The organism is Erysipelatoclostridium sp. MSK.7.34, from assembly GCF_019041935.1.
Taxonomy (GTDB): Bacteria; Bacillota_I; Bacilli_A; order Erysipelotrichales; family Coprobacillaceae; genus Thomasclavelia; species Thomasclavelia ramosa.
This window is the reverse complement of record NZ_JAHPYJ010000017.1, coordinates 49,624-73,079: the sequence shown is the minus strand read 5'-3', so window position 1 is coordinate 73,079 and position 23,456 is coordinate 49,624. Positions and strand designations below refer to the sequence as shown.

General features: G+C 31.7%; 24 protein-coding genes. 8 read left to right on the top strand and 16 right to left on the bottom strand.

The features are described from left to right. A partial coding sequence (locus tag KTF99_RS11800) for a replication initiation factor domain-containing protein (RefSeq protein WP_254210146.1) occupies positions 1 to 580 on the bottom strand: 580 nt, incomplete at its 3' end. A 537-nt stretch (positions 581 to 1,117) separates the two neighbouring features. Here KTF99_RS11800 and KTF99_RS11795 point away from each other — a divergent pair. The 6 genes from KTF99_RS11795 (at position 1,118) to KTF99_RS11770 (ending at position 5,615) form a co-directional block, all read left to right on the top strand. Then, positions 1,118 to 1,753, top strand: a complete 636-nt coding sequence (locus tag KTF99_RS11795; RefSeq protein ID WP_005946876.1) for a helix-turn-helix domain-containing protein — start codon at positions 1,118 to 1,120, stop codon at positions 1,751 to 1,753. A gap of 275 nt (positions 1,754 to 2,028) precedes the next feature. After that, on the top strand, positions 2,029 to 2,715 hold the full coding sequence (locus tag KTF99_RS11790) for a class I SAM-dependent methyltransferase (protein ID WP_223380606.1): 687 nt from the start codon (positions 2,029 to 2,031) through the stop codon (positions 2,713 to 2,715). Between the two features lie 23 nt (positions 2,716 to 2,738). Next, on the top strand, positions 2,739 to 3,299 hold the full coding sequence (locus tag KTF99_RS11785; protein ID WP_008728836.1) for a TetR/AcrR family transcriptional regulator: 561 nt from the start codon (positions 2,739 to 2,741) through the stop codon (positions 3,297 to 3,299). Positions 3,300 to 3,374: 75 nt separating this feature from the next. Then, on the top strand, positions 3,375 to 4,760 hold the full coding sequence (locus KTF99_RS11780; RefSeq protein WP_008728838.1) for an MATE family efflux transporter: 1,386 nt from the start codon (positions 3,375 to 3,377) through the stop codon (positions 4,758 to 4,760). Positions 4,761 to 4,951: 191 nt separating this feature from the next. Beyond that, a complete protein-coding gene (locus KTF99_RS11775; RefSeq protein WP_008728841.1) occupies positions 4,952 to 5,371 on the top strand; it encodes an RNA polymerase sigma factor in 420 nt (139 codons plus the stop codon). Between the two features lie 4 nt (positions 5,372 to 5,375). After that, positions 5,376 to 5,615 carry a helix-turn-helix domain-containing protein gene (locus tag KTF99_RS11770; RefSeq protein WP_005946862.1) on the top strand — a complete coding sequence of 80 codons (240 nt, stop codon included), beginning with the start codon at positions 5,376 to 5,378 and terminating at the stop codon, positions 5,613 to 5,615. 120 nt (positions 5,616 to 5,735) lie between these two features. Here KTF99_RS11770 and KTF99_RS11765 read toward each other — a convergent pair whose 3' ends face one another. From KTF99_RS11765 to KTF99_RS11730, 8 genes are all read right to left on the bottom strand, one after another. Next, a complete protein-coding gene (locus KTF99_RS11765; RefSeq protein WP_217215573.1) occupies positions 5,736 to 6,167 on the bottom strand; it encodes a prepilin-type N-terminal cleavage/methylation domain-containing protein in 432 nt (143 codons plus the stop codon). After that, positions 6,119 to 6,340 (bottom strand): hypothetical protein, encoded by a 222-nt coding sequence (locus tag KTF99_RS11760; protein WP_003538295.1) that lies wholly within the window; start codon positions 6,338 to 6,340, stop codon positions 6,119 to 6,121. Before KTF99_RS11760 ends, KTF99_RS11765 begins: the two co-directional genes overlap by 49 nt. After that, the gene (gene comGD, locus KTF99_RS11755) at positions 6,330 to 6,749 is read right to left on the bottom strand and encodes a competence type IV pilus minor pilin ComGD (protein ID WP_224209103.1); all 420 of its coding nucleotides are present in this window, start codon (positions 6,747 to 6,749) and stop codon (positions 6,330 to 6,332) included. Before comGD ends, KTF99_RS11760 begins: the two co-directional genes overlap by 11 nt. Beyond that, entirely contained in the window at positions 6,727 to 7,032 is a 306-nt protein-coding gene (gene comGC / locus KTF99_RS11750) for a competence type IV pilus major pilin ComGC (protein ID WP_003538293.1), read from the bottom strand. Before comGC ends, comGD begins: the two co-directional genes overlap by 23 nt. A 12-nt stretch (positions 7,033 to 7,044) precedes the next feature. After that, positions 7,045 to 8,046, bottom strand: a complete 1,002-nt coding sequence (locus KTF99_RS11745; protein ID WP_003538290.1) for a type II secretion system F family protein — start codon at positions 8,044 to 8,046, stop codon at positions 7,045 to 7,047. Beyond that, positions 8,039 to 9,025 (bottom strand): ATPase, T2SS/T4P/T4SS family, encoded by a 987-nt coding sequence (locus tag KTF99_RS11740; RefSeq protein ID WP_029480002.1) that lies wholly within the window; start codon positions 9,023 to 9,025, stop codon positions 8,039 to 8,041. Before KTF99_RS11740 ends, KTF99_RS11745 begins: the two co-directional genes overlap by 8 nt. A gap of 305 nt (positions 9,026 to 9,330) precedes the next feature. Further along, on the bottom strand, positions 9,331 to 9,738 hold the full coding sequence (locus tag KTF99_RS17420) for a MerR family transcriptional regulator (protein WP_081723937.1): 408 nt from the start codon (positions 9,736 to 9,738) through the stop codon (positions 9,331 to 9,333). 299 nt (positions 9,739 to 10,037) lie between these two features. Next, complete coding sequence (locus tag KTF99_RS11730; protein WP_020994365.1) at positions 10,038 to 12,731, bottom strand: alpha/beta hydrolase; 2,694 nt, start codon at positions 12,729 to 12,731, stop codon at positions 10,038 to 10,040. A 412-nt stretch (positions 12,732 to 13,143) separates the two neighbouring features. On the opposite strand from KTF99_RS11730, the gene KTF99_RS11725 reads away from it, so the two are divergent. Next, entirely contained in the window at positions 13,144 to 13,512 is a 369-nt protein-coding gene (locus tag KTF99_RS11725) for a DDE-type integrase/transposase/recombinase (protein WP_003538282.1), read from the top strand. An 80-nt stretch (positions 13,513 to 13,592) separates the two neighbouring features. Beyond that, positions 13,593 to 13,769: an IS3 family transposase gene (locus KTF99_RS11720; RefSeq protein WP_147360195.1), complete on the top strand. Its 177-nt coding sequence runs from the start codon at positions 13,593 to 13,595 to the stop codon at positions 13,767 to 13,769. A gap of 38 nt (positions 13,770 to 13,807) precedes the next feature. Here KTF99_RS11720 and KTF99_RS11715 read toward each other — a convergent pair whose 3' ends face one another. The 7 genes from KTF99_RS11715 to KTF99_RS11685 form a co-directional block, all read right to left on the bottom strand. Beyond that, complete coding sequence (locus KTF99_RS11715) at positions 13,808 to 14,425, bottom strand: MBL fold metallo-hydrolase (RefSeq protein ID WP_003538280.1); 618 nt, start codon at positions 14,423 to 14,425, stop codon at positions 13,808 to 13,810. Between the two features lie 36 nt (positions 14,426 to 14,461). Further along, positions 14,462 to 14,611, bottom strand: a complete 150-nt coding sequence (gene rpmG / locus KTF99_RS11710) for a 50S ribosomal protein L33 (RefSeq protein ID WP_008791745.1) — start codon at positions 14,609 to 14,611, stop codon at positions 14,462 to 14,464. Positions 14,612 to 14,683: 72 nt separating this feature from the next. After that, positions 14,684 to 16,795, bottom strand: a complete 2,112-nt coding sequence (locus tag KTF99_RS11705) for a peptidoglycan D,D-transpeptidase FtsI family protein (RefSeq protein ID WP_003538278.1) — start codon at positions 16,793 to 16,795, stop codon at positions 14,684 to 14,686. A 306-nt stretch (positions 16,796 to 17,101) separates the two neighbouring features. Beyond that, positions 17,102 to 18,502, bottom strand: coding sequence for a glycoside hydrolase family 1 protein (locus KTF99_RS11700; RefSeq protein WP_008791746.1), 1,401 nt, complete (start codon positions 18,500 to 18,502; stop codon positions 17,102 to 17,104). 89 nt (positions 18,503 to 18,591) lie between these two features. Further along, positions 18,592 to 20,400 carry a translation elongation factor 4 gene (lepA, locus tag KTF99_RS11695; RefSeq protein ID WP_008791747.1) on the bottom strand — a complete coding sequence of 603 codons (1,809 nt, stop codon included), beginning with the start codon at positions 20,398 to 20,400 and terminating at the stop codon, positions 18,592 to 18,594. 60 nt (positions 20,401 to 20,460) lie between these two features. Next, positions 20,461 to 20,796 (bottom strand): single-stranded DNA-binding protein, encoded by a 336-nt coding sequence (locus KTF99_RS11690; RefSeq protein ID WP_003538275.1) that lies wholly within the window; start codon positions 20,794 to 20,796, stop codon positions 20,461 to 20,463. Between the two features lie 562 nt (positions 20,797 to 21,358). Next, positions 21,359 to 23,440, bottom strand: a complete 2,082-nt coding sequence (locus KTF99_RS11685) for a sensor domain-containing diguanylate cyclase (protein WP_003538274.1) — start codon at positions 23,438 to 23,440, stop codon at positions 21,359 to 21,361. Positions 23,441 to 23,456 lie beyond the last annotated feature (16 nt).

Below are 23,456 nucleotides of genomic sequence, written 5' to 3'. Positions count from 1 at the left end.
CAAAAGCATGAGCCTTATCATCACGCAGTTGCATTTCTGTCCGTTTCCAACTGCCAACTTCATCAAGTGTCTTATTATGTTTTGAACAGACTTCCTTATCTTTATCATAAAAGCGGTAGGACAATCCCGATTTACCAGCACCGATATAAACAGTCTTTGCGGTGTCGAAATCATCAAACTTGCTTTCGTCAAAGTGGTAGCCCTCACTATTAGAAATAAATTCCTCTTTTTCGCATTTCTTCTTTATCTGCTCTATGGTAAAGAATGGCTTTTCGTTCTTATCATCAATGGCAATATCAAGTCTTGTAAAATGGAAGTTATCCAGTCCGTATCTTCGCTCACAACGTCGGAACATATCTCCAAAGGTACAATTCCTACTATCGAGAATACGGAAAATATCATCACAACCTCTGCCAGTCATAACAAGATAACAGCCTAGCCCCTGTGGGTTGTCCTCTGTCTTTCTTGCGTCCCCCGATACATAAATATCTCCAATCTGCCAGCGTGCTTGATAAGTCTTGAATTTTATCGTTGCTGGATAAACATTGAAAATGTCAGTCGGTAAACCTAAAATGTGCATGATTACATCTTCAGCGGTTGCAGTATCAAATACAATGCTGATGTAATCAATCTTAACGGATAAATTTTTGTGTGTAGTTATAGTGCATTACTCCTTTCGTACTTCCCGTTTTTTTGCGGGGTAAAAATCGTGTTTTGTCCTTTATTTATCACAGTTTCTAGGTACTATGACATGTATGCGCAGGGCGGTGTTACATATACGCCCTCTGCGAACGCCTTTAGGCGTTCCTTTTCCAAAAGGAACTGTCTGTCCGAACACGTCTGGGGGACGTGCCCCGTCCAGCCAGCCCCTTTTGGAAACCACTATTTTCGGTCTGATAGTCCATGCTTATTCATGCTATCAAAGTGAAAATGTATCTTCTCTATGCTTACTCAAGCGTGTGATTGACCTTATCGTGCTTAATCACTCTATCTGATACGATAATAACGCCATTAGAATTACTTGTCAAGAAGTTTTTGTTGACTTTTAGATGTAGATTAAGTATGATATGCTTATAAATACCAAGAAAAGCAACGAAAGGAGCGGTTATACTAAGTTATGGAGCATTACGAAAAGAAAATCAGTTTCTTAGGAGAGAACATACAGACCATAAGAAAACACAGAGGAATGAAACAACAGGAACTTGCGGATAAAATCGGTATCAATATGCAGAGCCTTTCCAAGATTGAACGAGGTGTGAATTTTCCTACCTTCGATACATTAGAAAAGATAATGGACGTGCTGGGTGTAATGCCCAATGAATTATTATCGGGAGAATGGAAGTATGTTAATCAATCCGAAAAGGAAGTCTGCCAGTTTTTAAGAATTGAAGAACGATTAAATGCAGAACTAAAACATGGACATTATGACAACTTCTTTGACAGCGAGGAAGAATGGCTGGAATATGAGTTGGAAAAGTTACGGGAATATATTACCGACTACATCAACGGGAAAAGTATTGTAGCGTCCGACCTTTATCCAATCAAAGAATTTATCCAGCATTTGAAGTTTCAAAAACTGTTAGACCGCTATGATGATTTATACAGCATGGATATGTTCGGGGAAAGCATAGAGGGACATAAATATAGGACACCTTATCAAGTCGTAAAAATGATAAACCCCAATTCAAAAGAAGATATGGAATTATTACGGGAAGTATTGAAAAATAACCATTTTGATGATGAGGACGAATAACTTTTTCCCTCTTTGTAGAAGATACAGCAAACAAAAAGCCCAGTAAAGAGTGCAAAGCACCACCAATGGTGGCAAGGCTCTTGACAGGGCTTTTTCTTTTCTGTGGAGGGTAATCAAGAGGAAGAAAAGATAAAATTTGATTTGTGGTAAATCGGATAATATCAATGAAATTGTCACGGTACAAATTTGGGCTATATAAGGAATAGTAACTGGAAGATTGTAGGGTAATCAAAAAGGCGTGTATTTTAAATCAGAGATACACGTCTTTGAAATGAATGAAATTCAATGAATTTTATTCATTGACAATCGTTCATTCACGAGATATAATTTTAGTGAAAGGAGTTGATTACATGAATATTACGAAACAAAAATCACAAAAGACTTTTGATAAGCAAGCTGCCGATTATGATACAAATATTCAGGGGGAACATGCTCGAAAACTCTATAAGCCGATTATAGAAAATTTAAAAAATAAGAATATACATTCTATATTAGATTTAGGTTGTGGAACGGGTGCGTTACTTAAAGAAATAAAAGAATTAAATATAGCAGAACAACTATTTGGAATAGATATATCTCCCAATATGCTTGAAATTGCAAAAAATAAACTAGGAAATGATGCAACACTTATCTTAGGCGACTCTGAGAGATTACCTTTTGAAGATAGTTCTTTTGACGCCATTGTATGTAATGACTCATTTCATCATTATCCACAACCAGATATTGTAGAGAAAGAAGTGTCTAGGTGTTTAAAGCAAAATGGAGTTTTCATTATCGGTGATTGTTGGCAACCAATCGGAGCAAGACAGATAATGAATTACTATATGAAACACAGCAATAGTGGAGATGTAAAGATTTATTCAAAAAAGGAAATGTTGTTATTATTATCAAAAGACTTCCACGAAATTGAATGGAAATCTTTTGGCACAAGATCTTGTTTAATTATAGCATACAATAATTAAACCGCAAGAAAGGAAAGAAAACAATGCGTATTTCAAAAGAACCAGAGGAACGTAAACAAGAAATTTTAGAAACAGCCATTAAATTATTTAGTGTAAATGGGTTTGAAAAAACTTCAATATCAGACATAGCAAAAGAAATTGGAATAGCACAAGGATTATGTTATAGATATTTCCCATCAAAAGATGTACTTTTTCAGTCTGCTATCAATGAATATTCAAATATTTTAGTCGCCAATATGACAAAAAATATAAATATAAAAAAGGATAGTTTAAAAGATATTTTGCGGAAGATGATACTTTTTGCAGAACAAGAAGATGATACATATTATCCAGTTTTTCATAATAACCAAAATAAAAATTTCCATAATTTATTAACATTGAATGTATGTGAAAAACTTTTTCCTATTGTATCTGAAATTATTGAAAGAGCAAATTACACAAATGAAATACAAGTCAATGATGTTGAAATGTATGCCAGTTTTTGCATATATGGACAACTAGGAATTATTTTAAATACCGATATATCAATTAAAGAAAAGAGTTCACGGATAAAGGCATTTTTTAGGGACTTGTTTAGGCTTTAAATCTTCCCCTGCCAAAAGGCAGGGAATATTTAAATAAATTAAATGAATAATTTTCATTCAATAGGAGGAATTAAAATGAACAAAAATATTGATTTTGTAAACGGAAACACAAAAAAATGTTTACTTGAAATGACTGTTCCTATGATAATAGCTATGTTTTTAAATATGGCATATAATCTCGTAGACAGTCTTTGGATTGGAAATTTGTTAGGTGAGCAGGCATACGCAGCGTTAACAAACTCGACACCTATTATTTTAATCTTAACTTCAATTGGTATGGGAGCAACAAACGGGTTAGCCATTCTATTATCACAGGTAATTGGTGCGAAAAATGAGCAAAAGAAAAAGAATATTATAGTTACTTCTTTTTTTGTATCTATAATTCTTTCAGTGTTTATGACAATTGTGTTGGAGATTTTTTTAGAGCCTATTTTGATAGTTTTAAATACACCGACTGAAATTTTTGATATGGCAAAAAATTACTTATCTATATATGCTTTGGGATATGTAGCAGTTTATTTGTATTTATACTTTACAGCCATTTTAAGAAGTTTTGGCAATACTATGTTTCAAGCAGTTGCAATGCTTGTGTCTACTTTATTGAATGCTATTTTAGATCCTATTTTCATTAACATAATTGGATTTCACGGAGCGGCAATCGCAACCTTAATATCACAGATTATTTGTTTGGCGTTTATGTGCATTTATATTTATCGTAAAAAATTATTTAACCTTTCACTATCTGATTTTGATACAAAAGAGATTATGCCGTTTGTAAAAAATGCTGTGCCGTCTGTCATTCAACAAAGTATTCCTGCTATTAGTACAACATTTTTAACTGCTATTGTTAGTACTTATAGTATTTCTGCTATTGCTGGCTACGGAGTTGCTGGAAAATTAGAAATGATATTATTTTATCCTGCTATGGCTCTTAATATGGTGTTGACTTCAATCGTAGGGCAATGTATTGGAGCACAACGTATCGACAGAGCAAAGAATTATCTGAAATTGGCGTTAAAATATGGTATTGTTGTTTCAAGTGTATTATCAGCAGTTGTTATTTTCTTCTCTAAACAGTTGGCAAAATTGTTTGTTTCCAACGTAGCTGTAACAAATGTTGTCAGCCATTATTTTTTAATTGTTAGTATCGGTTATGTTCTTTACACTATTACTAGTTGCTACTTAGGTACTTTAAATGGTATAGGAAAACCAACAAAAAGTATGATACTAATGATATTCTACTATATTATTATTCGTATTCCTTTTGCCTATCTATTATCTTGGCTGGCAGAAAATTTAAATGGTGTTTGGATAGCGATTTTAATCAGTCACATAGTCGCCTGCATTATAACTATTTTAACAAGTAATCAAATTATTAAGCGGTTATATGGAAAACTTTATGATAGGACTAAAAAAGCAAGATATAAAAGCATTGAAAGTAACTGCTGTGGAAAGTTTTAGGAATAATCTTATACGATTATGCACTACCTAACAGCATTTTATCAACAACTAAATATTTTACAATATTAAAAGTTCGTACAGACGGTATATTTTGTACGGACTTTTTTCTTGTTCTTCTTTTTGTATTTTCCAAAGATATAGACGGTATCTCCGTTTATATATTTCAGCGTATGCGGAAAGGAGGTGAGATTATGAACCCATCTTCTTTCGAGCATATCGTTAGAATACAGTTTAATGCTTTGATGATGACTGTTATTAAATGCACAGTAAAAAACAGAAACAGACAGTTTGCAAGACGTTCTAAGCGTGAAGTTTTATTCTGTGAATTATCAGATACGAAAAATGTTGAATGTGTAACTAAGGATAACTATTCTTGTGATTACATTTCGTTTGAAGTCTTGAATTTTACAATTCAAATATCAAATGAGAAACTTGCTGTTGCTTTATATAAGTTATCGAATAAAGAGCGTGATGTAATTCTATTACGCTATTTTCAAAGTATGAGCGACCAAGAAATAGCCGAATTATATCATGTATCACGTTCTGCTATTTATCGCAGAAGAAGTAACGGATTGAAGAAACTAAAAACAGTATTGAAAGAAAGGAATTGAACCAATGAAAAAAGAATATGGCTACCCTACATTAAAAGTAATATGTCAAGCGTCTGCTGGAAATGAAACTGCCATAAGAGAGATTTTGAAGTTTTATGACGCTTATATATGTAAATTATGCTTGCGTCCGTTTTACCACTCTGAAAGTGGTAAAATCATTATGCAGGTTGATGAAGAATTAAAAGGTCAAATCCATACAGAAATGATGAAAGCAATCTTGAAATTTGAAATCAGAGTAAAATAATCATACTACATGAATGAAAAACGGGAGATACACAGATATTTGTGCTATCTCCCATGTTGTTTTTGTGTCATATCAAGGCTCATTCAATCGTGGTAAATTCGTGGTAAAATGAATAGTTTTCTATACTTCAAAATGTTTGAAAGTATAGTGTTTATGCGGATAATCAAAAATCAGATATAAAATTTTCATATAAATATTCTTATTTTTTTGATAAAAATTTAATTCATCAACATTGTGTGTAATGATATCAAAACCTGGCTCTTTTACTATCCTATGATGATTTAGTGAAATAGTAAAGATTTCGTTATTTGCATTTGTGTAAGTTAAATCATCATTGATTTCAATATCCTTAGCCGTATGCAAAATTGATGAAATTTGTTTAACTCCAAGAGCATAACTAGAAAGATTAAAGGATAATTTATCTTTTGCAGTAACTATTCTTAAAATGGGGACACTGTTTAAAATAATTAATAAACATATTGATAAAGAAAAAAGAACTTCAATCAATGTAAAACCTCGTTGACTGATTCGCTCAAACCACTTGTCTGCCACAGTTCTACCTCCTTTTCTTGTTGCTGTTTTAAATAGTTCATATAATCCTGATTAATCTGATAATGATGATTTATTGCATTATTATAACAAGAAAGAAACAATACTATAATACTGATAAAAATAGAAAAAGCCATCAATGTTTCAATTAATGTCATCCCTTGCTTATTTAACATAAAATGCTCCACTTCCAACATTTAAAATTATACTTTTACATCCATTTGAACTACAAATCTTTAGATGACCACCCGAACTGATATTTCCATTATGATTAAAGTGAAACTCATAATAATCGTCAATATAATAGTTGTCGTTAATCGTAAGAGTTCGTTGATCCTTTTGTCCATTATAACTAATTTGTTTTGTTTGAATAACTATATTTATTTGCTCGTGGTTGATCATAGCTCTACTTTTTCCTTCTTCTAACAATGAAATTACCTGTTGACATTGCTGCTGTAAAGAAATTACTGGTTTTGAATTAATTACAAAATGAAGTGTAATTGTACTTAAAATTAAGATTATACTAATTGTAAAGACAACTTCAATCAGAGTGAATCCGCTATCATCGTACATATGCTTGTCCATCACTGATTGAAATCCTAAGTCCGCTTGGACATGTTGCCTGCTTTTCTGTCAAATATGGATGTTCTCCAGAAGTCAAATCACTAATACTTGTTGGAAGTTCTCCGTTTTCAATTTCGTATAAAACTATTTGTGAATTAACTACTTCTATTTGCGCATCACAACTCTTTTCTTTAACAACCCGATTCTTACTAGTTACATTAGGAATAACAAGTAACAAAATAACTAAAATTACTGAAATACAAAAAATCATCTCAATCAATGTAAAGCCATTATTCCTTTTCATCTTTCATACCTCCTATAAATTACTGACTACATTCATCATCGGAATAACAATTGCAACATAAACTAAAATTACAAAACCAGCCACAAAACAATATATTATTGGTACAAAGAGTTTAATCAATCTCGTTACCTGCATATGCAAAGTATCAATAGATACCCTTAAATAATTATCGAGTGATTTATCTTTTTGATTATCATGAATTAATAATTTAAAATATGCTATAAATAATGGTTCAAAATATTCAAAATCATTTATTATATCCTCTAAAGCTTCTCCTTCTAAAACTTGTCGATAAATTTCGTAAATTATCATTTTAATATCACTATCATCTATTTGCTCATAAAGCATGACAATAATATCAGTTGAATCATAGCCATTGATCAGTAATTCATTATAGTACAGAGCAAATTTTAGTGAATAGTATTTTTGGATTAACCTTCTTATTAAAACTATTTTTTCAATTAACAAATCAATAAGTTTAAAATATTTTCTTTTAATAGCATAAATACTTATTGTGAAAAATACTGTAAAACTAAGTATAATGAAAATTACTATAATTGGAATAATTTCAAAAAGCTTAAATATAATTCTAGTTATAATACTTGGACTAATATTAAATTCGACAAACAATTGCATGATTGATGGTAATAATCCATATACAATAAACAATGAAAAAAACATTAAAAAAATAATGAGTAAAACTGGATACGTTAATTCTTTTTTTAGCTGTGTAAATATTTGTTCCTTTTTTCTGCATATTTTTAAGCTATGCTCAATTGCAGTTGAAATATTATTTTTAAATCGAAAAAATTTAAAGTATTCAATAAATGTATTGTCAAAATCAATTTCTATAATAACCTCATCAAATGCTTTACCAGCAACCAAATTTTGTTCAATCAGCTTTATTTTTTCAGTTTGATGGATTATCAGACATAAATTTAAAACATCTTTGATTAAATAACCTTGTTTTAAAAAGTTAGCGATATTTTCTAATAATTGTAAATCATCATTCATAAATAATTCCTGCAACCTGTGTATAATCAACTAAATTATTTTTTAATAAATATTTTGCATTCATTTCAAATGTTTGATACTTAACAGGTTCATTATTGAAAAAAGTTAAAATTTTTTGACGATTTAAATATTCTGGTAAAATTAAGGGCTGATGTGTATACTTGTGATAGAGCATTTTTTGGCATATTATGCCAATTAAAACATCCTCTATATCAATTTTTAAAAGTCCTAAGTTTAAAAGACGTCTGATTGTTGTAAGGCAATTTGACGAATGGATTGTTGTTAATACTAAATGGCCTGTTAATGCACATGTAACAGCTAGACGAGCAGTTTGCTCATCGCGTATTTCACCTATCATTATTACATCAGGATCATGGCGTAAGATTTGTTTTAAAGAGTTATTATATGTAATTCCTAGTTTTTCGTTTATTTGAATTTGCAAGCAATACTCCTTTTTTATTTCGACTGGATCTTCAAGAGTGACAATATTTCTTTGTTGAGTAGCGTTAATTGAATCTAGTAGGGTATATAGTGTGGTTGACTTTCCTGAACCAGTTGCTCCACTTACAATAAATAGTCCGGCTTCTAAAGTCGTGATATGTTTTAAAAAAACAGTTGTTTCTTTAAAAATAGTCAATTTATCAAGGACAATTTGTTGATGATTGTTTAAAATTCTAATTACAATACTATCTAATTCTCTACCAGGTAAACTAGATATTCGTAAATAGTAAATTTGATTTTGATAAATATAATTTAAATGACCCGTTTGTGGTCGTAAACGATAATTAATATCTATATTTGACTTGAAACGAATATAATTAAATAATTTTAATCCGATATGACTTTCAAATGTATCATATAATACCAAATCACCATGTTGCCGAAAAGAAACAGAACATTTTTGCTTCATTAAAATATGAATATCTGATGTCTTATAATTAATTGCATGATTTAAGATTTTTTCAAATAGTTCATCCATAAAAATACCTCCTATTATCATTTACGCCTGTAATATAGAAATTACTTTTAAAAAATAAAAAAATACGATTATTCTAACCTTTTAAGCAAAACAAATCTAAATAAAATATAAATTGGATAATATATCTAGACACATAAAAAATAGGGTTATTAATGAAGACATTACATCTTCCAACCCTACTTTTTGTTAGGCACCCTACATTATTTTAAAGCGCCTATATTTTATACTCTTATCTAGTACTAGAATCTGCAAGTAACTATTTTTCAATTTCTATATTCTCATTCGTAGTTCTTCGATTGTAAATTTTATACTACAGAGGTATTTCCCCATCCGTTTACGAAAGAGGTTACTCTAGCACAACAGTTACTTGTATGTTGTGCAATTGTTACATCATCATACCCGCTAGATATTTTACTTCCAGATGCGACTACAAAAGCGACATGATTGTATCGTCCATCTTTTTCCCAATCTGCTATACATTGATATATTGATTTTTTTATTTCTTCTAGTGATATTTTCATTGATCTTAAAAATACAATAAGTTTCACACTATCAGCATCGCTTTGACTATAATTTCGGTAGTCATTATCATCTCTATCTGGTTTTATTAAACCAACTTTTTCATAATATATGAGTGCTTTCTTGGTAATATGAAACCACTCTTCAACTTCATGGTCTTCATAGCATTCATTCTCCTTGCGCTTATTACATATTATGCCCTAAGGTTTAGGTCAATAAAAAGGATAATATTTATTCACAAAATAAATATGAATCTTATTCTATTAGTCCACAAAATAAAAAAGTGAAAGGAATGATAATCCGGACATTTTCCCCACTATACTTTAAAGAGATTATGGATTATCTTCATAATCTCTCATTATAATTTATAGCGGGTTTTGTAATCCCTCTCTATAAATTATAGCATCTTTTTTCTCGTTAACTTTACCATAATAAAAACCCCTCACGTTGGTTATGTCCAACTTTTGGGGTTCGCTTCAAAATATATAGTCTTTTAATGTCCTCTATGAGCCTTACAATAGTATTGAATAGAAATACCTAATAATGATAGTCCAGAAATGAGTAACAGTCCATTTATATCAACATTATCACCAGTTTTTACACTTACAACCGGTTTTGTCGTATCTCCAGGATTTACTGTTGGCTCATCCTTTACTTCTTTAATATCCCATAAATAGTCTTTTACAAATGTTGTAAACAGACTACGCCATGTTCCCCAGTCATGAGCACCATAAGTTTCAATATAATCATATTTAATGCCTGCTTCATCTAGATTTGCTAATAATCCTGCAAAATCTTTATTTCCTGTAAATCCAACTTTACCATAATCAACAATACCAGCTGCTAATAATAATGTTGGTTTGTCCGCATTTTTTATTGCTGATATATCAGTATTTGGATCAGTTGCTGACCAAATTCCTAAATATCCAAATTTATCTGCTAAGGTCGTATAAATAGACGTTGTTGTAAGACCACCCATAGATAATCCACAGAATGCACGATCATTGCTGATAGTTGAAACACTATAGTTAGCTTCAATAAATGGAATAATATGATTCATTAAGTTATTTTTAATTTGATCGTAGTCCCAACCAAAATATGTATTATCCATTGTTACAACAATTGCTTCAGCTGCTTCTTTATCAGCTAATAAATTATTCATTATATTTGGAACCGCACCAATTGTCATCCATTCAACTTCATTACCACCGCCACCGTGTGATACATAAATAGTTTTATAGCTTTTAGTAGCATCATAGTTATATGGTAGATATATACCTAATGGTTGTTTTGTTCCATCAATCGCATCATAATTTACGAATGAATATGTTCCTTTTTGATTATCATCTCTAGCATAAACATATTCTTGTCCATCAATAGTATTCTTTGAAGAACCAACATACACCAAACTGTGGCCAGCATCATGATTATTGTAGTCATTTTTTAGTGACGGATTTGCTGGATCTTGAATTGTTACTGTAGTGCCGTCAGCATAAGTAACTGTATAGTCATAGTAGTAAAGATTCCCTGGTAATGGTAAAGTAATTTCAAAACGTTCATCTTTTGTCTCTGTCAATTCATAAATGGCAGTATCATTATTTAACCCATAGCCAGTATTAAACATTCCATCTTTATACTCGTAAGCATTATATACTTTTGCTTGTGAAAAATCTAAAGTCTGAGTATAGTTTTTAACCGCTTCATCATCTTTAGAATAGAATTGTAAATTTCCTGAAACAGTTACCTTGACCGCATCCTTGATATCTTGATCTTCGTATACAAAAGTTGTTATATAATCACCATCATATGCTGGATTAATGTTTTCTTCTACTGTCACACCGGCTTGATAAGTAGATTCTCCAGGATATTCATAACCCCATAAAATATCTTTAACAAATGTTGTAAATGCATCTCTCCATACGCCCCAGTCATGTGAACCGTATTTTAAATCATAAAAATGCTCTACTCCCAGCTCTTCTAAATATTCATGTGCTCTTACTGTCTTCCCTCTGTTAAATGCTGAATCTCCAGATTCCTGCGTCGCCTGAATAGCCATATCTAGATTCCCGCCAGTTAGATATACTGTCTTTGTTTTTAATAACTCCCAGTCTTTACAAATCAGTGGATCTGCTGTCCCTGAAAAATTTCCATACGCTCCAAACATGTCTGTATAACTGAACATGATTGTCCCTGTTGTCAATGCTCCCATTGATAGACCACACAGCGCTCTGTCCTCCACTTTCGTAGATACGCTGTATCTCTCTTCAATCAGCGGAATGATATTTTCTTTGAAATTTTTCGCAATTAAATCATAATCCCATCCAAAGTGACTGTTATCCATTGTTACAACAACACTTTCTGCTGCTTCTTTTTCCGCAAGGATATTATCCATAATATTTGGCAATGAACCAATTTCCATCCATTCGGCTTCATTTCCGCCACCGCCATGTGATACATAAATCGTTTTATATGTTTTTGAAGGATCATAGTTGTATGGTAGATAAACACCTAATGACTGTGTTTCTTCATCTGTGTTATGTGCATCCTTGTATTCAATAAATTCATATTTCCCTGTTTGACCGTCAGCTCTTGGATAAATATACTCCTGTCCTGCTGTTGTATTTTCACTGTTTCCAACATAGAAAACACTGTGTCCCGAATCATGATCAGTTAAGCTGTTTTTCTTTGATGGATTTACCGGATCCTGAATCGTAACTTTTGAACCGTCACTATACTCTACTGTATAATCATAAAAATACTGATTGCCCGGTAACGGCAGTGTAATCTCGAATCTTTCGTCTCCTGTTTCCTCCAGTTCATAAATGGGTGTATCGTTATTTTGTCCGCCGCTTACATTGAACATTGCGTTATCCTTATCATAGTCATAAGCACTGTAAACCTTGGCTCCGGTAGGATCAGCTGTTTTTTCATAATTTTTAACAACCGGATCATTTAATGAGTAAAACTGAAAATTACCTGAAACTGTTACTCTTTCTGCGTCACGTGCATCTTTGTCTTCATAAACAAAGGTTGCGGTATAATCGGCATCCCAGTCTGGATTAGTATTTTTCTCTACCGTTACGCCCGGACTATATACAGCATTTTGAGCCGTTAATGCGGTAATACCATTGGACATTAGCATAGTTCCTGATAATGCCACTGACAATAACAAATTCTTTTTATTCATATTATCCCTTCCTTTCACTAACATTCTATCCGAAGAAGGAATAAGAACGCCACATTCCTTTATGCAAGCTGCTTTCATTTTTTGCAAGCAGGTTTTATAATTTGAAAGAGCATGCGGGCAGAAAAGTTAATATATTCATTAATTATATAAGCTAGTAGAATATCAAGTTGCAATATATTTACACTAAGATAATTATATCATGACTCATTTTTTATTATTTCAACCATGAGATTCTTTCCTAAAATAAACTCACAGCGATCAACACGCATTATTGTAAAATACTACAATAATTGAATTATTAAAAAAATCGTAAAAAATTATAGCGAACCGAATAAGTTGTCCAACCTATTCGGTTCACTTTTTATATGTCCAAACTTACGAATAAACAAAGAATAGTGGTACTATGTCACATATGGGTTTATATGCACTTAATCCTACTCCTAAGCAACGTTATAACTCTTATAAGGGGGAAATGAATGGAACTTGTAAGAACTTACTTCTTGATAAACGAGAGAATAAGTATATTAGAAAAACATATTTTAATAGAAACCTTAAAACTACATCGGTTAATCAAAAATGGACAACTGATGTTTCTGATTTTAAAACAGCTATGAGTAAATTATATTTATCTCCAATTTTAGATATGCATAGTAGAAAAATCGTAGGATACGATATATCAACTACACCAAGTCTATTTCAAACATACCGAATGTTAGATATGGCTTTCTCTAAATTTTTCCATAGTAATCAAGGATGGCAGTACCAACATTTCTCATATTAAAATAAATTAAAAGAAAAAGGAATTACTTAATCAAAGTCTCGAAAGGGAACGGTCAGGATAATTTACTAATAGAAAACTTCTTGGAAAAAATGAAGAATGAAATGTTTTATGGATTTGAAGATACATTCAAATCATTAGAAGAGTTAAAACAAGCTATGATAGATTATATCGAATACCATAATAATTCTATAATTACAGTAAAAAGAAAAGGCTTAACCCCTATACAAATTAGGAATCAAGCCTTACAGTTAATTTAAATTATTTTTTGTCCAACAAAGGCAGTTCACTATAAAAATTACGACTTTTTTAAATATGGATTATTTAGGCGTTCTTCACTTAACGTAGAGTTTGGTCCATGACCAGGATAAATAACAGCATCAAAATCATATTCCTTTATTTTATTTATGCTTTCGATTGTTTCATACTTTGATGAATTTGGAAAATCAAAGCGTCCAATTGACCCTTTAAACAATACATCTCCAGAAAAAATTATATTTTCATCTTTTAAATAAATCATTGACGATCCTGGACAATGTCCTGGTAAATGTAGCCATTGTACATCAAAATCCCCAAACTTCATCTCCTCATGGCTTGACTGAACTGGTGCTTTAACAGTAAAAGGATTTTCATACACTGATAAATTTAACTGAGGATTATCTAGCATTTCTAAATCGTCTTGATGAAGATAGATAGGACAGTGGTAATGTTCGTATAAATAGTCAACCGCACCAATATGATCGAAATGTCCATGAGTTAATAAAACAGCTTCTGGAACTAGTTCATTTTCCGTCAAATAATGCACAACTTTCTTACCATTAGCTCCAGGATCAATGATTAAGCAATGATGATTCTCATCACTTACCACATAGCCATTAGTTTGCATATTACCTAGCAGTAATGTTTTTATTTTCATCTTCTTCCTCCTATAAAGAAAAAAAGCCAATAAGGCTTATTTCTTTTCTTTATGTACAGTTTTTTTATTACATCTTGGACAGTATTTGTTGATTTCCATTCTATCTGGATGATTTCTTTTATTTTTTGTGTTGATATAGTTTTCTTCACCACATTCAGTACATTTATAAATGATATTTTCTCTCATTAGTTACACCTCCATTAGTAAACTTCCGTCTAATATATTATCATAGTATTTAAATAATTACTAGCACTTTTTTTAATTTGTTGAGTGATACTTCTCCCAGTAACGATCAATTACTGCTTGAGCAACGATCGGAGCAGAACTAGATCCGCTTGTTGCAGTAGTTTGTCGATAACTCATACAAGCAAAAGCAACTTCTGGTCTAGAATCCTCCGTTGTTTGCACATAACCTATTTGTAAATGATTAGGATAATCGGTTGTTCCAGTCTTACCATCATCAGTTGTATAATCTTCTGCTGTTCCGGTTTTAGCATAAGTTACATATGGTTTTGAATTCCAAGAATGTGCAGTTCCTTCAGTTCGGGTAACACAAGCTCTCATTCCTTGTTTAATTTGGCTAAACGCCGTCGCTTGATTACTAACATCATCTAATACATTTGTATTTGCCTCATAATTAACTTGTATTTCTCCATCCTCATCAGTAGTATATGAGTCTAAAAGTAAGTGGGGCTGGATTCTTTTCCCGCCATTAGCCAATGTACATGCGTATTGTGCTAATTGAATATTTGTGTAAGTATCATACTGACCAATCATTGCATCTAATAACAACCCACCTGTACGTTGTTTTCCTCGATATCCTAATGCTTCATTTGAAACATCTAATCCTGTTTTAACTCCTAACCCTAACTCACCTAAATCATTTCTTAAAGTATCAAAAGCTTCTTCATTTATTTTCAACGGCCCATCATAAACATAATTTGCCCCACCTAAAAGCATTGCTATCCTAAACATATAAACATTTGATGAATAAGCCAGAGCATCAACTTCATTAATAGTTCCAAAAGATTTCCAAGACTTTTTAGCTTTTGTTCCTTTAATTTTGATTGGCTCATCAACAAAATAAGTGTTTGGTCCAATTACTCCTTCTTTGAAACCAGTATAAATTGAACCTCCCTTAATTGTTGAACCGATTTTATTTGCATCTAGGTAATTCCCTGAAGCATAATCACTAACTTCACCAGTTGCTTTATCGATTGTTTTGCCGGCCATTACAATAATTTCACCCGTATATGGATCCATTAGAATAAAAAACATTTTATTAAAATATTTATTACTGCTATTACAAGCTTTTAATTCCTCTTCGATTTTTTGATTAGCTAATTGTTGAAGTTCCCAATCAATTGAAATACGAATATTTGAACCTGCAGTTCCTGCTTTAGTACTTGTTATTATTGGGTTTCCTGAGCTATCATAATTTAAGGTATAGGTACTATCATTCCCTCGTAAAATATCTTCATACTGCTCCTCTAAGCCCGAAGTTCCTACTCTAGAATCATTTTGGTATCCCAATGCTAATAATTCATTTTTTAATTCTACAGGTAACCCTTGTTTTTTAGTCGTCACTTTGCCTAAAACTGAAGCAAACTCTGTTGAATTTGAATATTGACGTGCCCAATCTGTTGTAACTGTCACCCCGGGTAAGATATCTGCATTTTCACCAATAATACTAGCCTCCTCATCAGTTAAACCTTCAGCCAAAATTGACGAACCACTCGTACAATTTTGCATCAAGTATAAAAAGTGAGTATATTTTAATGTTGCTTCATCCATATATTGACTAATTAATTCATCAGTAATTCTCTCTAATTTAAGACTATATAATCTTTTGTCTGCATTTTCTTGAGCTTTGATTTCTTCTTTTTCTTTATCGCTAATCAATCCGTCAGCAACATCTTTAAAAGCTAAAATAAAATAATCCTTTTTTGCTCGATCAGAAATGATTTTTTTATCATTTACATCAATATTGATATTTTTTGCTAAAAAAGCAGCTGATTCTTTTAAAACATCATTATCAATTTTTTTAGGTGCATAATATGTTGCACAAATTACACTTGTATTTTCCACTAATTTTACATATTCACGGTCAACAATTTCTCCTCTAGGAGCATCACTCGTATATGTAGTAGTACCATATTGTTCCAGCTTTACTGCCAATTCATCAGCCTGTTTAAATTGTATAATTCCTAAACGTATTGCCATTACGGAAGTAACAGCAATAACAAAACAAAGTAGTCCGATTAATCGCCGACTAACAATGTTATCTTGTAAATTTTTTTGTTCACGTTCTTGTTCTGACGCCCCATAAAAACGTACCTTAGGTATTTTATTTCGAAAATTAAATGCCATTTCTACGCCTCCTTATCATTTGTTCATTATAAAACAAATTTACTTGTAAGTAAATTAAAAACAAAATTTACCACAAAGTAAAAATAACTGCCATAATTTTATTAAAATATTTTATGACAAAATAGGTTTTAAAAATTAAAATATCATTGATTAAAGACAAAACATGTTACTAATTTCCTAATAATAAAAAATATTAATACAACAATTAGAGATATCATCCTATTCGTTATTAATTATAAACTATAATAATTAGATAGTACATTAAAATATTATTAATAAAAAATAAAGGAAGTGATTACTCACTTCCTACTCGAATTCATTATTCTTCGCTACTTCTCTTATCCAGTTAGCACTCTTCTTTTCAATTCTCTTGTATCCCTGATCTAATGCTACACGAATGAATCCGTAACGATTTTTAAAAGCATTTGCCCATGACCAGTTGTCTATTACTCCCCAGTAATGATATCCTAAACAGTTTGATCCATCTTCTATTGCTTTTGCAATCCATTCCAGATGATCCCTTACAAATTCTATTCGATAATCATCCTGTACCGATCCATTTTCATCCATATATTTTTCTTCTCCTTCTACCCCCATTCCATTTTCTGATATGAAATAAGGCAGATCCGGACATTCATTTTTAATCTTCATCCCAAAATCATAGATTCCTTTCGGATAAATCTCCCAGCCACGGTGTTCGTTCATTCTTCTCTCTGGCCAGATATATGGTTTCGCTATACATGGCAATCCATTTTCATCAAATTTCTGATCTGGTGCCTGAATTCTTGTCGGCTGGTAATAATTAAATCCCAACCAATCTACTTTTCCTCCAGCTAAGATTGCTTCATCTCCAGGGCGACGATTCATTTTGATCTTCCATTCATTTTCTACTGTATCAATTACATCCTTTGGCAGATGTCCGTGTGCTACTACATCTAACCACCAGCGGTTATGCAACCCGTCTGTCATTCTTACTGCTTCCAGATCCTCTGGACTTGGATCTTCTTTTGTATATGGTGGTGCAAAGCAGTTGATCATCCCTATCTTCGCTCCTTCAACCATTTTCCCTCTAGCCTGCAGTTCTCTAAAGTTCATTACTGCTAGACAGTGTGCTAATGTGATATTATATTGGACATCCAATGAACGTTTAATGTTCTTTTCATAGGGAAACCAAACCCCATGCAAATATTGCTGTTCTGGTTCAACGATTGGCTCATTGAATGTAAACCAATATTTAACTTTGCCACCAAATTCCTCCATTGCCTTTTTAACAAAATTTGCATAAGCTTCAACAACTTCACGATTAGCCCAACCACCACGTTTATATAAATATTCAGGCATATCGAAATGATACATGTTCATAAAGATATCGATTCCGTTTTCATTGGCACAATCGATCAGTTTATGATACCATGCAGCTCCTTCTGGATTAATATTTCCATCCTGATCAAGCAGTCTAGTCCACTGCATTGATGTTCTAAAAGATTTAAAGTTCATTGATTTGAACAGTTTTATGTCTTCTTCATAACGGTGATACATATCATTTCCGACATATGAGCCAACATTGTTATGAAAAGCATTGATTTCCTGGTCAGACCACATGTCCCAGTATGATCTTAGGCGACCACCAACGTTATAAGCACCTTCAGTTTGCGGACCAGATAAAGCCGCCCCAAAGAAAAAATTGTCTGGTAATTTGATTGTCATTTTCATTCTCCTTTATTCGTATATATTTATATTGTAATGGCTATCAAGACTATTTACAACAAAAAAATAAGTAGGATAGATAATTTATCCTACTCATCGTCAACAGATAATATCGCCATGAATGCCTCTTGTGGAATTTCAACATTTCCAACTGCCTTCATTCGTTTTTTACCTTCTTTTTGTTTCTCTAGTAATTTCTTTTTACGAGAAATATCGCCGCCATAACATTTTGCCAATACATTTTTACGCATCGCCTTAATTGTAGTACGGGCAATTATTTTCCCTTGTAGTGCTGCTTGAATTGGCACTTCAAACATTTGTTTTGGAATAATTTCTTTTAATTTTTCACAGATAATTTTTCCTCGTCCATATGCAAAATCCTTATGCACAATTGTTGAAAGTGCATCAACGACTTCTCCGTTCAATAAAATATCCATTTTTTGAAGTTTGCTAGTACGATAGCCAATCAATTCATAATCAAGAGATGCATAGCCTTTAGTACCTGATTTTAATTTGTCAAAAAAATCATATACAATTTCAGATAAAGGAATTTCATAAATTACATTACGTCGAGTATCATCAATATATTCAATATCCTGATATTCTCCACGTTTAGATTGACATAATTCCATGATAACCCCTACGTATTCGTTTGGAGTCATAATAGAAGCTTTAACATAAGGTTCTTCAATATGATCAATTACTTGCGGCTCAGGCATCATCGCTGGATTATCAACGATTACTTCACTACGATCTGTCAAATAGCAATGATAAATAACTGATGGTGCCGTTGCAATTAAATCAAGATCAAATTCTCTTTCTAAACGTTCTTGAATAACATCCATATGCAACAAGCCTAAAAAACCACATCTAAATCCAAATCCTAATGCTTGTGAGGTTTCTGGATCAAACATTAATGATGAATCACTTAATTTCATTTTTTCTAACGCTTCCCGTAAATCTTTATAACGAGCGTTATCAACAGGATATAAACCACAATATACCATCGGATTTAATTGGCGGTATCCGGGTAATTGAATATTAGACTCATTTTCAACTGTAGTTACAGTATCCCCCACATGAATATCCTGGATGGATTTTATTGAAGCGGCAAACCAGCCTACTTCACCTACCACTAACTGTTCTTTTTTTACTTCACGAGGAGTTCTTACACCTAATTCAGTTACTTCATATGTTGCTCCTGTTGCCATAAACTTCACATGATCTCCAACGTTAATAGTTCCTTCTTTAACCCTAACAAATACAATTACTCCGCGATAACTATCATAATAAGAATCAAAAATCAAAGCTTGTGTTGGATTATTCACATCTCCACTAGGAGCAGGAAATTCCTGTACAACTTTTTCAAGAACTTCTTCAACATTTAAACCGCTCTTTGCTGAAATCAACGGTGCATGATCTGCCGGCAAACCAATAACTTCTTCAACTTCACGTATAACTCGTTGCGGGTCAGCACTTGGCAAATCGATTTTATTAATAACTGGCAATATTTCTAAATTATTATCTAGAGCCAAATACACATTTGCCAACGTTTGTGCTTCAACTCCCTGCACTGAATCAACAACTAATATTGCACCTTCACAAGCAGCCAACGATCTCGATACCTCATAAGTAAAGTCGACATGGCCTGGTGTATCAATTAAATGTAACAAATATGTTTGACCATCTTTAGCAGTATAATTCAGTTGAACTGCGTTTAATTTGATGGTAATTCCTCTTTCTCGCTCTAAATCCATACTATCGAGTAACTGTGCCTTCATTTCACGATCTGCGACAGCTCCAGTTATTTGCAAAATTCGATCTGCTAGGGTGCTTTTACCATGATCGATATGTGCGATAATTGAAAAATTTCTAATTTTACTTTGATCAATAGTCATTTTTTCACCCACTTTCGTTAAATCATTATAACAAATAAGCCGGTTAAACTCAAATGATATTTAATCATAGTTTTTGAAATATTTATCTAATAAAGAAACTCGTTCTGCAATTACTTCAATTGAAGTAATTTGTTTTGACTCGGCACATTCTAATGTTCTCGAATGCAGTCTTCCTTTAACTGCAATCATGCATCCTGGTCTTGCACAATCAATAATCATTTCAGCGATACCGCGCCATAAACTTACAACAATGTAATCATTTTCAAATGCACCAAGACTATTTTTAAAACCTTGTTCGATTTGAATAGTTGCATTTGCTACTTTTACACCTCCAATCGTTGTTTTCATTTCCGGGATATCTACTAATCTCCCTACTAATGCTACAGTATTTAACATTATTTACCCCTCCTTTATGACAAAATTATAGGCATAATTATAAAAAGATTACAACACTGTAAAATTAACCATAATTAACGACATTGTCAAAATGGGTCACTGGTGAAACTTTTTCTTTCAGATGTGTAGCAAAAGTTAACAGATATGCTTAAATAGACTATATCAGTCTATAAAAAATTGTCGAAAAAAATATACATATTTTGCAAAAAAAGTCCATCTTATCCCTGTTTCGCCCAAAATAACTACTATATTTATTTTTATATAATATTTTTCAATACCTCCAATAACAAAAAAAACTCTATAAAAATAGAGTTTAATATTCCCAAATTAAGATTCATTTTTTATTATTCCCACCCCATCATAATGAGGACAATATAAAAAAGATATTTTCTTATACTTTCTTAAACACAGAAATAAATATATTTTTGATTATGCTCCATTATAGTACCTTAACTCATCTTGCTTGTACATACTTTATCTTTAGAATTCCAATTTATTTTGCTAGAGTTCAATTAATATTAAATTGGGCTAAATATTTAGTTAACATCTTATCTAAACAAAACTAATTATTGTAATACTTGTATCTATTTTTTCCGCCTTCTTTTGCTTGATACAACGCTTTATCTGCTTTTAAATATAAAGTATTCATATCTCTACCATCAATAGGTGCTAGTGCTATTCCAATAGAAGCTTGGATGTTTATCTGATCCTTTTCACTTTGATAATACAAATCTAATTGTTGAAGAAGTCTGGATATTAAACGATTAAAAAGCTTGATGTCTTGAATATTTTTTACAAAAACCACAAATTCATCTCCTCCAAAACGTGAAATAATAGCATCATCACAAAATGAATTTTTCAAAACATTTGCTACATCAACTAATGCTTGATCACCAGCTAAATGTCCTAAAGAATCGTTAAGATTTTTAAAATTATCTAGATCAATTAATAAAAAAACCGCCTGCTGTCCTTGAGGTACTTCTTGTAAATATTCATTAATATGTGTTTTACAATAATATCGATTATATAGTCCAGTTAACTCATCTGTATTTGCTTTTAGCTTTAATCTTTCTATTTGCTCTTTTTCACTTTGATTTAATAAATATTGTTCTGTGGTATCTGCAACCATCATTAATATGATTTTTGTATCTTCATCATAAATATAATAGTGTATTGTTTTTTGGTGAAATTCTCCACAACTATCCAAAATTCGTATATTACAAAAATAGTCGCCATCTTTTTGCAAAGTTAAAAAAATATAATCGAGATTCATTTTAGTTTGAGCTACTTTGCGATCTTCTATAACCACCTGACTTTCAATAAATGTATCTAAGGCATCTTTATAATCAAATTCATTTTCATTAAAAATTAGTTCCTTCATTCCTTCAGTAACAAATTGTAAATATTTGCCACTATCGCAATCAATATAACAGAGCGATTCAAAATTCTTTTGTACATATTTTGTAATTACCGTTTGAAATACATCGTCTTTATCGATTTTTTTAATTAGAATTAAAATACGGTCTTCTAATGCTTTAGGAACCATTAAATGGATCCGATACCAGCCATAAAGAAAATGCTCTGTTTTTTCACGGATATCGATATGTGCATTCTTTTTTTGAAAAACAAGTTCTTTTAAATGGTTAAATGATAAAAAACTATTAAGATATTCTAATTCAGAAATGTCACTGCATCTCTGCATAAATAAAGATAAAAATTTGTTATAAGACATATCATGAATTGATAAATTTTCACCTTTAATAGCAGATATGTTTTGTGTCATTATATCTATATCAAAAATATAAGCATTTTCCTCGATAATCGTTGAGAGTATTGCATCACTATCAATAAAAAACTCCATATTTCGTTTTTGTTCTTGAATGTCCATAATTCCCATTAAAACTTTAGGACTATAGTTCATTTGTGCTAGTACAAAAACAAGTCGTATCCATGAATACCCATCATTACTATTATGAATACGAACATCAATCGTCACTTTTTGTTTTTTTGCTGAAGATAATTCATTATAAGTTTCACAAATGATAAGATGATCCATAGAATAAATATATTTTTTTATAAATTCAAAAAAATTAATTCCCGAAAATATGGATAAATATTTATCTTTTCGTTGAAAAACAATCTCCATCGTATTCGTAACCGGATCAATTTCACATAATTCATCGTATATATCCATATAATAGCGTGAATATTCTTTAAATAAAAGTTGATCTTGAATTTGATAATCAAATGAGAATGGTTCGAAACGGAAAATTAAATTACTAATATCTTGATGATACCCTTCCAATCGATAACATTGTGTAAAATTAGTATTGAGATACCCGCCACATCGTATATACATCCAGCCATTTTCAGGATGTTTCCAAGGATATTCGACTTCTGCCTTATTCCCACTTATTAAACGTTCAACTGCTTCCTCTACATAAGAAACATAAGCTGGATGTATTCGTTCTACCCAAAATTGATAAACTTCCTCCGGCGAATAAGAATCCGCTACTCCTAACAGTAATTTCATATGAGTATTACCAAACATTTTAGGGTCATTCTTTTTATTATGAGACAATTCAATAACCCAAATTCCAATTTTAGCATTTTCCAGCATATTATCTATTAATAAATTTTCCATTAAAATTCTCCCAATT

Excerpts from the sequence above, each read along its gene's own strand:
- KTF99_RS11770 (WP_005946862.1), top strand. The coding sequence starts at position 5,376 with ATGAAAAAAGAATATGGCTACCCTACATTAAAAGTAATATGTCAAGCG.
- KTF99_RS11690 (WP_003538275.1), bottom strand. The coding sequence starts at position 20,796 with ATGTTAAATACTGTAGCATTAGTAGGGAGATTAGTAGATATCCCGGAA.
- KTF99_RS11700 (WP_008791746.1), bottom strand. The coding sequence starts at position 18,502 with ATGACAATCAAATTACCAGACAATTTTTTCTTTGGGGCGGCTTTATCT.
- lepA (WP_008791747.1), bottom strand. The coding sequence starts at position 20,400 with ATGACTATTGATCAAAGTAAAATTAGAAATTTTTCAATTATCGCACAT.
- KTF99_RS11730 (WP_020994365.1), bottom strand. The coding sequence starts at position 12,731 with ATGAATAAAAAGAATTTGTTATTGTCAGTGGCATTATCAGGAACTATG.
- KTF99_RS11760 (WP_003538295.1), bottom strand. The coding sequence starts at position 6,340 with ATGTTAAATAAGCAAGGGATGACATTAATTGAAACATTGATGGCTTTT.
- comGD (WP_224209103.1), bottom strand. The coding sequence starts at position 6,749 with ATGGACAAGCATATGTACGATGATAGCGGATTCACTCTGATTGAAGTT.
- KTF99_RS11775 (WP_008728841.1), top strand. The coding sequence starts at position 4,952 with ATGAACCCATCTTCTTTCGAGCATATCGTTAGAATACAGTTTAATGCT.
- KTF99_RS11715 (WP_003538280.1), bottom strand. The coding sequence starts at position 14,425 with ATGAAAATAAAAACATTACTGCTAGGTAATATGCAAACTAATGGCTAT.
- KTF99_RS11780 (WP_008728838.1), top strand. The coding sequence starts at position 3,375 with ATGAACAAAAATATTGATTTTGTAAACGGAAACACAAAAAAATGTTTA.
- rpmG (WP_008791745.1), bottom strand. The coding sequence starts at position 14,611 with ATGAGAGAAAATATCATTTATAAATGTACTGAATGTGGTGAAGAAAAC.
- KTF99_RS11745 (WP_003538290.1), bottom strand. The coding sequence starts at position 8,046 with ATGAATGATGATTTACAATTATTAGAAAATATCGCTAACTTTTTAAAA.
- comGC (WP_003538293.1), bottom strand. The coding sequence starts at position 7,032 with ATGAAAAGGAATAATGGCTTTACATTGATTGAGATGATTTTTTGTATT.
- KTF99_RS11785 (WP_008728836.1), top strand. The coding sequence starts at position 2,739 with ATGCGTATTTCAAAAGAACCAGAGGAACGTAAACAAGAAATTTTAGAA.
- KTF99_RS11705 (WP_003538278.1), bottom strand. The coding sequence starts at position 16,795 with ATGGCATTTAATTTTCGAAATAAAATACCTAAGGTACGTTTTTATGGG.
- KTF99_RS11725 (WP_003538282.1), top strand. The coding sequence starts at position 13,144 with ATGGGTTTATATGCACTTAATCCTACTCCTAAGCAACGTTATAACTCT.
- KTF99_RS11685 (WP_003538274.1), bottom strand. The coding sequence starts at position 23,440 with ATGGAAAATTTATTAATAGATAATATGCTGGAAAATGCTAAAATTGGA.
- KTF99_RS11740 (WP_029480002.1), bottom strand. The coding sequence starts at position 9,025 with ATGGATGAACTATTTGAAAAAATCTTAAATCATGCAATTAATTATAAG.
- KTF99_RS11790 (WP_223380606.1), top strand. The coding sequence starts at position 2,029 with ATGAAATTCAATGAATTTTATTCATTGACAATCGTTCATTCACGAGAT.
- KTF99_RS11795 (WP_005946876.1), top strand. The coding sequence starts at position 1,118 with ATGGAGCATTACGAAAAGAAAATCAGTTTCTTAGGAGAGAACATACAG.